We start from the raw sequence: 6,751 nt of genomic DNA, 5'->3' as shown, positions 1-6,751 counted from the left end.
GGCGCCAACAGCTATGGCGGCGGCACGAACATCGCAGCCGGAACCGTTGTCGGGAACAGCACCACCTTCGGCACCGGCAGCATCGCCGTCGCCAGCGGCGCCTTCCTGGTGTTCGATCAGGGCGCCGCCGGCAGCTTCGCACAGGGGCTCAGCGGCAGCGGCACCGTCACCAAGGCCGGCGCCGGCGCGCTTGTCCTTGGCGGCGACAACAGCTTCTCGGGCGGAACCTTCGTCCAGCAGGGGCTGTTGCAGGTGGATGGCAATCTGGGCAGTTCTGCCGTCACCGTCCGCACGGGCGGCATCCTGGGCGGATCGGGCACGGTGGGCAGCACGGTCGTCGAATCCGGCGGCCGCGTCGCACCCGGCGCGTCCATCGGCACGCTGGTCGTCAACGGGGATTTCACCCAGGCAACCGGCTCCTTCTATGATGTGGAGCTGGATTCGCTCGGCCAGTCCGACCTGATCGACATCAGCGGGCGCGCCACCATCGAATCCGGCGCCACGCTGACGGTCACGAAGCTCGATGCGCCGCGTCTCGCGCTCGGCACGCGCTATACCGTGCTGACGGCGGACGGCGGCGTCACCGGCACCTACAGCGCTGTCACGGGGGCCGCGACGCGGGTTTCGGCCTTCATCGGCGTCACGCCCTCCTATGATGCCAACAATGTGTATCTGAACGTCGCCCGCAACCGCGCCTTCGCGGCGGCGGGGGCGACGCCGAACCAGATCGCGGCGGCTTCGGGGGCAGACAATGCCGGAAACGGGGCCATGTACACCGCGATCGCCTATCTGCAGACCGATGCAGAGGCGCAGGCAGCCTTCGACTCCATTTCCGGGGAAATCCACGCCTCCGCCCGCGGCGCCACGCTGGAGGACAGCCGCTTCGTCCGTGAAGCGATGATCAACCGGACGGTGGGCGAACGCCCGGTCGGGAAGGGCCTGTGGATCCACGGCTATGGCAGCTGGGCCACCTTCGACGGAGACGGCAACGCGGCCGATGCGAAGCGCGACATCGGCGGCTTCTTCATCGGCGGCGAAATGGTGAACGAAGGCGGCCTCGTGCTGGGCGCCGTCACCGGTTATGGCGAAGCGAAGATCAAGGTTTCGGACCGGGATTCCCGGGCGGATACCAGCGACGCCTATCTGGGCGCCTATGTCGGCTTCAACGCCCTGGGCTTCAACGCCCGCGCCGGCCTTGCCTATCAGTGGCGCGATGTGAAAACGGTGCGGAACATCGCCTTCACCGGCTTCAGCGACACGGCGACTGCAGACTACAGCCTGGATACGTTCCAGATCTTTGCAGACGCCGGCTACAAGCTGGATATCGGCAGCTTCGGGGTGGAGCCCTTCTTCCAGCTTGCCTATGTCGATCTGTCCAGCGGCGGCTTCTCCGAATCCGGCGGATCGGCGGCCCTCTCCGGCTCCGGCGGCGAGGATTTCTGGCTCACCCAGCTCGGCACCCGCTTCCGCTTCGGCGTCGGCACCGGCCTTGGCGTCACCGGCTCGATCGGCTGGCGGCACCTGGCGGGCGGCGACCGCTCGACACCGGTCACCATGAGCTTCGCGGCCGGTCCCGCCTTCGACATCATGGGCGCGCCGCTTGCGAAGGATGTGGCGGCGCTCAGCCTCGCGCTCACCGGCAACGTCTCGAAGAACATCGAGGTGGATGTCGGCTACAGCGGGATCGCGGGCAGTGGGGTGTCCGATCACGGCATCCGCGCGGCGCTCACCTTCCGCTTCTGACGGGTCGCTACTGAAAGGGCGCCATTTCCGGGGGCCCACACCCCAAGCGGGGCCCCAGGGGCAGGAACCAGCAGTGCATTCGCGCTGCTGGTTCTTCGCGCGCCGGGCCGCTAACGTCCGGCCATGCGCCTTGAAGATTGCCACAATGTCCAGCACTTCCGCGAACTCGCCCGCCGGCGGCTTCCGGGGCCCGTGTTCCACTATATCGACGGCGCCGCCGACGACGAGATCACGAAGCAGCGCAACACCCGCGCCTTCGACGATGTCGATCTGCTGCCCAATGTGCTGGCGGGCGTGGCCGAAATCGACATGTCGGTCACGGTGCTGGGGCGGAAGCTGGCGATGCCGCTCTTCCTCAGCCCCACCGCGCTTCAGCGCCTGTTCCACTGGCAGGGCGAACGCGCCGTCGGTCGCGCCGCCTCGGCCTACGGCACCTATTTCGGCGTCTCCAGCCTTTCCACCGTCAGCCTGGAGGATATAGGCGCCACCGTCGAAGGCCCGAAGATGCTGCAACTCTATGTCCACAAGGATGAAGGGCTGAATCACAGCCTCGTGCAGCGCGCGAAGGATTCGGGATTCGATTGCCTCACCCTCACCGTGGACACGATCGTCGGCGGCAACCGGGAACGTTGCCTGCACACGGGGTTCACCAGCCCGCCGCGCTTCACCGCCTCAAGCGTCTGGGAATATGCGACAAAGCCCGGCTGGGCGCTGAACTATCTGTTCCGCGAACGCTTCAGCCTCCCCAACCTCGAAGGCCATCTGCCCGAAGGCAGCAGCAAATCCATGTCGGTGGCGGATTATTTCACCCAGATGCTGGATCAGACGCTGGACTGGAAACGCGCGGAGGCCATCCGCAAGAGCTGGGGCGACAAGCCCTTCTGCCTGAAGGGCGTGATGAGCGTGGACGACGCGAAACGCGCCATCGACATCGGCGCGACCGCCATCATGGTCTCCAACCATGGCGGCCGCCAGCTCGATGGCAGCCGCGCCCCCTTCGATCAGATCGCCGAACTGGCAGATGCCGTCGGCGACAGGATCGAGATCATCTGCGACGGCGGCATCCAGCGCGGCACCCATGTGCTGAAGGCGCTGGCGGCGGGCGCCCGCGCCTGCTCCGGCGGCCGCCTCTACCTCTATGCGCTCGGGGCCGCAGGGGAGCCGGGCGTCCGGCGCATCCTCGGCAAGCTGAGGGCAGAGATCGAACGCGACATGAAGCTGATGGGCGTCACGCGCATCGACCAGCTGACGCCCGACCGGCTGCGCCGGCGCTGATTCCGAAATGTAGAAAATTCTCGACAATAGGATGGTAATTCCTTACACCGAGTCGAATATTTTCGACATCGGAGCTGCAAATGTCTTTCCAGGATCTTTCTTTCCGTGAAAAGTCGGCCTGGGCCATGGGCGCCCTGGTCCTTGCCATCACCATCTTCTACCTGATCGATGTCCAGCCCATCAGCTGGCGCACCGGCGAAGCGCCCCCGGTCGATCGCCACTTCATCAAGATCACCATCGCCACGATCGTCGGCTCCATCCTGATCCAGGGCCTTCTGGCCGCCCGCAACCCGAAGGAAGCCGATGCCCCCGCCGACGAGCGGGAGCGGCTCGCGCTTGCCCGCGCCGGCAGCCTTTCCGGTTTCATCCTCGGCTTCGGCAGCATCGCCGCCCTGATGAACTATCTGGTCCACCCCAACGGGGACCTGCTGTTCCACGGCATCCTCCTCAGCCTGCTGGTCTCCACCATTGCCGAGTCCGCCCTGCAGATCTTCTTCTTCCGGCGCGGCGGCTGAGACATGGGCAAGCGCCCCCCCATCACCAACCGGGTGAAGCTGCACCGCATGCTCGCCGGCGGCATCACCCAGGCCGAACTCGGCGAAGCGGTCGGCGTCACCCGCCACACCATCATCGCGATCGAGCAGGGCGCCTATTCCCCCAGCCTGGAAACCGCCTTCCGCATCGCCCGCCACTTCGGTGTGGGCATCGAGGATGTGTTCGGGTGGGAGGGCTAGGCGAAGGCAGTTTGCCAAACTAACCTCCCGGAAAATCGCGAGTGGGGGGATGGATATGCGCAAATGGGTGTGGGGCTTGCTGGGCCTGATCGGCCTCGCCGCCATCGGCTTTTTCGCCTTCGCGCCCGGCATCCTCGAATCCCGCACCAACAAGGTGGATGGCCTCCCGCTCATCCCCGTCTCGGCCGAGGCAAAGGCGCTGCACGCCACGCTGCGCATCGTCGATTTCCATTCCGACACGCTGATGTGGAAGCGCGACATTCTGGATCGCGCATCGCGCGGGCACGAGGATCTGCCCCGCCTGCAACAGGGCAATGTCACGCTCCAGCTCTTCTCCTCGGTCACCAAAAGCCCGCGCGGCCAGAATTACGACGGCAACACCGGCGACACGGACAACATCACCCCGCTCGTCATCGCCCAGCTGCAGCCGCCCCGGACATGGTTTTCCCTCACCGAACGCTCGCTGTTCCACGCCCGGAAGCTGGATCGCGCGGTGGCCGCCTCGGATGGCGCGCTGGTGAAGGTCAGCGATGCCGCTTCACTCGACGCCCTGTTGACTGCCGCCGCCCGATCCCCCCGGCCCGTCGGCGCGATGCTGACGATCGAAGGCCTTCAGAACCTTGAAGGAAAGGCGGAAAATCTCGAACGTCTCCACGCCGCCGGCTTCCGCATGGCGGGGCTCACCCACTTCTTCGACAATGAACTCGCGGGCTCCATGCACGGCGTCGAAAAGGGGGGGCTTACCCCGCTCGGCCGACAGGTCGTCGCCCGGATGGAGGAACTGGGCATGATCGTCGATGTCGCCCACCTGTCCCACAAAGGCGTCGCCGAACTCATCGCCACCGCCCGCCGCCCCCTCGTATCCAGCCATGGTGGCGTGCGGGCCATCTGCAAGACCAACCGCAACCTTTCCGACGAAGAGATCAGGGGCATCGCCGCCACCGGCGGCCTCGTCGCCATCGGCTATTGGGACGGCGCGATCTGCGGCACCGATCCGCGCACGGCCGCCCGGTCCATGAAGCATGTGCGGGATCTCGTCGGTATCGCCCATGTGGGGCTTGGCAGCGATTACGACGGCGCGACGACGGTGCGCTTCGATACCAGCCAGCTGGAACAGATCACCCAGGCCCTGATGGACGAAGGCTTCACGGCAGAGGAAATCCGCGCCGTGATGGGCGAAAATGCGCTGCGCCTGATCCGCGCCGGCATCCAGCCGCTATAGACTGACCCGCGACAGCGCGGCCGACAGCCGCGCCTTCACCGGCCCCTCGGCGAACGGAAAGCTGCGGAAGAAGTCCGCCTGCGAAAGCCCGCCCGTCCACCCCGCTTCGGCCGCCCATCGAAGGGCGCGCGCCTCGTCGCCGTTCAGCGATTGCATGGCAGCGGCAATCATCGCGATCAGCACATGGGCCCCCGGCGCCCGCGCGGCGCGGTCGGCCCAGTCCGCCGCGTCCGCCGTTTCGCCGCGCACCAGGTGGCTGAACGCCCGCGTCGCCATCATCGCATAGAAAAGGGGGTCTATGGGGCTCAGCGCCATCGCCCGGTCCACCTGATGCTGCCCACCCGCCCCGTCGCACAGCAGCGCACGCGCCCAGGCCATCGAATAGATGCCCTGCGCATAGTTCGGGCTCAGCGTCGTCGCCCGTTCCAGCCATCCCAGGCTGTCTTCCAGCCGGCCCTCCAGCCAGAAACTGCGCCCCATGGTGAAATTCACGAACGGGTCCAGCGCATCCAGAGTCGCCGCCGCTTCCGCGTGCCGCCGTGCGTTCAGCCGAGCCGCATCGATATCGGCATAGCGAAGGAAGGCCGTCTGGAAGCTGGTGAAGCTCAGCCCCGCATGCGCGCGCGCAAAGCCCGGCTCCCGCGCCAGCGCCGCCGAAAACAGCCGGGCCGCTGTTGCGTTATCCTGCGCGTTGAAGCGGAACATGTGCTGCAACCCCAGGTGATAGGCCTGCCAGGCATCCAGATTCTCCGGCGTCGTCAATTGCGCAGCCCCGGCCTCATTCTGGGGGATTCGCAGCTCGATCGCTGTCGTCACGCCCGCGGCAATCCGCGACCGGATGTCATGCACATCGTCGCGCCGTCCCTCGAAGCGCTCGGCCCAGATCATCCCGCCGCGCGTATCGCCCAGCTGCACCGTCACAACCATCCGTGGCCCGATGCACGCGACAGACCCGGCCATGCAGTAACGCACGCCCAGCAAGCGCCCGACTTCGCGGGGGTCCGCATCGGCGGCCAGCCGGAAGCTCGATCCGCGCGCGATCACGTGCAGCCATCTGAGGCGGCTCAACTCCACGATCAGGTCGTGGGAAAGCGCCTCCGCCAGGATCCCCCATTCGCCTCAATCGCCCAGCGTCGCGAACGGCAGCACCGCGATCGAGGGCCTCGCCGCCACATCCGGCAAATCCTGCCGCGTCGCCGGTGCCGCGGGCACCAGATCCTCCACTGGCGCCACGAACCGGAATCCGTGGCCATGCACGGTCCGGATGCAGCGCTGCGCCTCGCCGCTGTCGCCCAGGGCGGCGCGGGCGGATTTGATGCGGCTGGAAATTGCGGTGTCCGAAACGATCCGCCCGCCCCATACCTCGCGGATCAGTTCGTCCCGGGTCACAAGCTGGCCGGCACGCGCCACCAGATGCGCGATCAGCCGCAACACCTGCGGCTCGACATGCGCTGCCTCGCCGTCGCGGCTCAGCTCGAACCGCGTCATGTCCAGAACCTGCTCGCCGATCCGAACCCGCATCCGCGACCCTTAGCAAATCTCCACAAATTCTCCACGCCGCCGCCAAGCATGGCGGGGGGCCTTCGGGCAAATGTGGCGCAGGGCCAGCACGGCCCCGGCAGGAAGGAACGGATATGCCCCTCGTGGACATCGAACTGATCGAAGGCGTCTTCACCCCGGCGCAGAAGCGGGACCTGATCGAACAGGTGACCGAAGCGGTCGTCCGGGTGGAAGGCGAAGCGCTGCGCCCCGTCACATGGGTCCGCATCAAGGAGGT

Annotated in this window: 8 protein-coding genes; 6 read left to right on the top strand and 2 right to left on the bottom strand. The window is 66.8% G+C overall.

Going from position 1 to position 6,751, the window contains the following annotated elements; genetic code table 11:
• The 5 genes from ACE3O8_RS12255 to ACE3O8_RS12235 form a co-directional block, all read left to right on the top strand.
• The coding region (locus ACE3O8_RS12255) for an autotransporter domain-containing protein (RefSeq protein ID WP_374390136.1) at positions 1–1,743 on the top strand (1,743 nt) is incomplete at its 5' end.
• Positions 1,744–1,866: 123 nt separating this feature from the next.
• Complete coding sequence (locus ACE3O8_RS12250; RefSeq protein WP_374390134.1) at positions 1,867–3,018, top strand: alpha-hydroxy acid oxidase; 1,152 nt, start codon at positions 1,867–1,869, stop codon at positions 3,016–3,018.
• Between the two features lie 125 nt (positions 3,019–3,143).
• Positions 3,144–3,533 (top strand): hypothetical protein, encoded by a 390-nt coding sequence (locus tag ACE3O8_RS12245; protein WP_374390132.1) that lies wholly within the window; start codon positions 3,144–3,146, stop codon positions 3,531–3,533.
• Positions 3,534–3,536: 3 nt separating this feature from the next.
• Entirely contained in the window at positions 3,537–3,752 is a 216-nt protein-coding gene (locus ACE3O8_RS12240; protein WP_374390130.1) for a helix-turn-helix transcriptional regulator, read from the top strand.
• A gap of 55 nt (positions 3,753–3,807) precedes the next feature.
• Positions 3,808–4,974 carry a dipeptidase gene (locus ACE3O8_RS12235; RefSeq protein ID WP_374390140.1) on the top strand — a complete coding sequence of 389 codons (1,167 nt, stop codon included), beginning with the start codon at positions 3,808–3,810 and terminating at the stop codon, positions 4,972–4,974.
• Here the strand turns inward: ACE3O8_RS12235 and ACE3O8_RS12230 are convergent.
• Both ACE3O8_RS12230 and ACE3O8_RS12225 read right to left on the bottom strand, forming a co-directional pair.
• Positions 4,969–6,042: a hypothetical protein gene (locus ACE3O8_RS12230; RefSeq protein WP_374390128.1), complete on the bottom strand. Its 1,074-nt coding sequence runs from the start codon at positions 6,040–6,042 to the stop codon at positions 4,969–4,971. The two genes, ACE3O8_RS12235 and ACE3O8_RS12230, sit on opposite strands and share 6 nt — an antisense overlap.
• 51 nt (positions 6,043–6,093) lie before the next feature.
• Entirely contained in the window at positions 6,094–6,495 is a 402-nt protein-coding gene (locus ACE3O8_RS12225; RefSeq protein ID WP_374390126.1) for a transcriptional regulator, read from the bottom strand.
• A gap of 113 nt (positions 6,496–6,608) precedes the next feature.
• On the opposite strand from ACE3O8_RS12225, the gene ACE3O8_RS12220 reads away from it, so the two are divergent.
• Positions 6,609–6,751 (top strand): 4-oxalocrotonate tautomerase family protein (locus tag ACE3O8_RS12220; protein ID WP_374390138.1); only part of this gene is annotated, 143 nt, incomplete at its 3' end.

This window comes from Sandaracinobacter sp., assembly GCF_041909755.1.
Lineage (GTDB): Bacteria > Pseudomonadota > Alphaproteobacteria > Sphingomonadales > Sphingomonadaceae > Sandaracinobacteroides.
Note: the sequence above shows the minus strand (reverse complement) of the source record. Positions and strands in the feature narration are given on the sequence as shown.

Excerpts from the sequence above, each read along its gene's own strand:
- ACE3O8_RS12250 (WP_374390134.1), top strand. The coding sequence starts at position 1,867 with ATGCGCCTTGAAGATTGCCACAATGTCCAGCACTTCCGCGAACTCGCC.
- ACE3O8_RS12245 (WP_374390132.1), top strand. The coding sequence starts at position 3,144 with ATGGGCGCCCTGGTCCTTGCCATCACCATCTTCTACCTGATCGATGTC.
- ACE3O8_RS12240 (WP_374390130.1), top strand. The coding sequence starts at position 3,537 with ATGGGCAAGCGCCCCCCCATCACCAACCGGGTGAAGCTGCACCGCATG.
- ACE3O8_RS12235 (WP_374390140.1), top strand. The coding sequence starts at position 3,808 with ATGCGCAAATGGGTGTGGGGCTTGCTGGGCCTGATCGGCCTCGCCGCC.
- ACE3O8_RS12225 (WP_374390126.1), bottom strand. The coding sequence starts at position 6,495 with ATGCGGGTTCGGATCGGCGAGCAGGTTCTGGACATGACGCGGTTCGAG.